Origin of the sequence: Mycobacterium sp. (assembly GCF_049802695.1) — a bacterium.
Taxonomy (GTDB): domain Bacteria; phylum Actinomycetota; class Actinomycetes; order Mycobacteriales; family Mycobacteriaceae; genus Mycobacterium.
Genome location: NZ_JBARMY010000029.1, coordinates 1 through 1,993 on the forward strand (window position 1 = coordinate 1; position 1,993 = coordinate 1,993).

Consider the following 1,993-nt stretch of genomic DNA (forward strand, 5'->3'; position numbering starts at 1 on the left):
CCGACGCCCTCCCAGAACTGCGCGCGCACCGCCTTCTTGTCCGGTTTACCCAAGCCCGTCAACGGCAACGAGTCGGTCACCACCACCCGCTTGGGCGACTGCACGGAGCCTTTGCGTTCTTTGACGGCGGCCTGGATGTCGGCGGTCATCGCCTCGATCGCGGCATCGTCATGGGCCGCGTCGGAGCGCAACACGACGACCGCGGTGACGGCCTCGCCCCATTTGTCGTCCGGTGCCCCGACCACGCATACCTGCGAGACGGCCGGATGCTCGGCGACGACGTCCTCGACTTCTCGCGGGAACACGTTGAAGCCGCCGGTGACGATCATGTCCTTGACCCGGTCGACGATGTAATAGAAACCGTCCTCGTCCTCTCGGGCCATGTCACCGGTGTGCAGCCAGCCGTCTTTGAAAGTCCGCGAGGTCTCGTCAGCTAGATTCCAGTAGCCGCCGGCCAAAAGCGGTCCGCTGACACAGATTTCACCGGCGTCGCCCTGCGGCACCGGCTTACCGTCCTCGCCGAGCAGTGCGGTCCGGGCGAACAATGTCGGGCGTCCGCACGATGTCAGCCGCTTCTCGTCGTGATCGGCTTTGGCGAGGTAGGTGATCACCATCGGGGCTTCGGACTGCCCGTAATACTGGGCGAAGATCGGACCGAAGCGCCGGATGGCCTCAGCCAGGCGCACGGGGTTGATCGCCGAAGCGCCGTAGTACACCGTCTCCAGCGACGACAGGTCACGGGTGTGCGAATCCGGGTGGTCCATCAGCGCGTACAGCATCGACGGCACCAGCATCGTCGCCGTAATGCGTAGCTCCTCGATGATTCTCAGCACCTCGGCGGGGTCGAACCTGCCCAGCACGATCATCTCGCCGCCCTTGATCACCGTCGGCGTGAAGAACGCCGCGCCGGCGTGCGAGAGCGGTGTGCACATCAAGAACCGCGGGTGCTCGGGCCATTCCCACTCGGCCAGCTGGATCGACGTCATGGTGCTGATCGACTGCGCGGTGCCCATCACACCCTTGGGTTTGCCGGTGGTGCCGCCGGTGTAGGTCAGGCCGATCACCTGATCCGGTGGCAGGTCGGCGGCCGCGAGCGGGCGCGGCGCGTACTTCTCGGCTTCCGCCGACAGATCCGTCGCCACGTGGGCAAGCTGTTCGGGCACCGGGCCGATCGTCAGGATCTGCTTGAGCGAGTCGACGCGCTCCAGCAACCCCAGCGCCCGGTCGACGAACATCGGGTTGGGATCGATGATCAACGAGCTGATCCCCGCGTCGGACAGCACATAGCTGTGGTCGTCGAGCGAGCCGAGCGGGTGCAGGGCAGTGCGACGGTAGCCCTGAGTCTGGCCGGCCCCGATGATCATCAGCACCTCTGGCCGGTTCAGCGACAGCAGGCCGACCGCGGCCCCGGTGCCGGCGCCCAGCGCCTCGAATGCCTGAATGTATTGGCTGATCTTGTCGGCCAACTGGCCGCCGGTCAGCGTGGTGTCGCCGAGGAAAAGCACCGGCTTGTTCTTGTGGCGCTTGAGTGCGCCGACCAGCAGGTGGCCGTTGTGGGTCGGGGTGCGCAGCAGCTCGTCACTCATGACGGCAAGACTAGAACGTGTTGCAATTTCATGGGGTGACGGTCGCGGATCGTTAGGATTCTCGTCCGTGGCCGCTGCCGATGTCGTCATCACCCGAACTGCGCCCAGTGGCCGGGTGCTCGCACCCGAAGAGCGGCTGACCGTCGAGCAGGCCATTCGGGCCCAGACCATCGACGCCGCCTGGCAGTTATTCGCCGACGACGTGATCGGGTCGCTTGAAGTCGGCAAAAACGCCGACCTGGTTGTGCTGTCGGCCGACCCACGCACTGTGCCGCCCGGGCAGATAGCCGACCTCGAGGTGCGTGCAACGTTTCTCGCCGGCCGCCAGGTGTACCGCCGGTGAGACCGGCGCCGCCCAGTCTGGGTGACCTGCTGCACCGCCTGCACGTGGTGGCCCTGCCGATGCG

Annotated in this window: 1 protein-coding gene and 1 pseudogene; one reads left to right on the forward strand and one right to left on the reverse strand. The window is 66.1% G+C overall.

The window, feature by feature from the left end; genetic code table 11:
* The coding region (gene fadD8, locus WA317_RS01105) for a fatty-acid--CoA ligase FadD8 (RefSeq protein WP_425171275.1) at window positions 1-1,586 on the reverse strand (1,586 nt) is incomplete at its 3' end.
* A gap of 82 nt (window positions 1,587-1,668) precedes the next feature.
* On the opposite strand from fadD8, the pseudogene WA317_RS01110 reads away from it, so the two are divergent.
* Window positions 1,669-1,929, forward strand: a pseudogene (locus WA317_RS01110) (amidohydrolase family protein); the annotation flags it as partial.
* Window positions 1,930-1,993 lie beyond the last annotated feature (64 nt).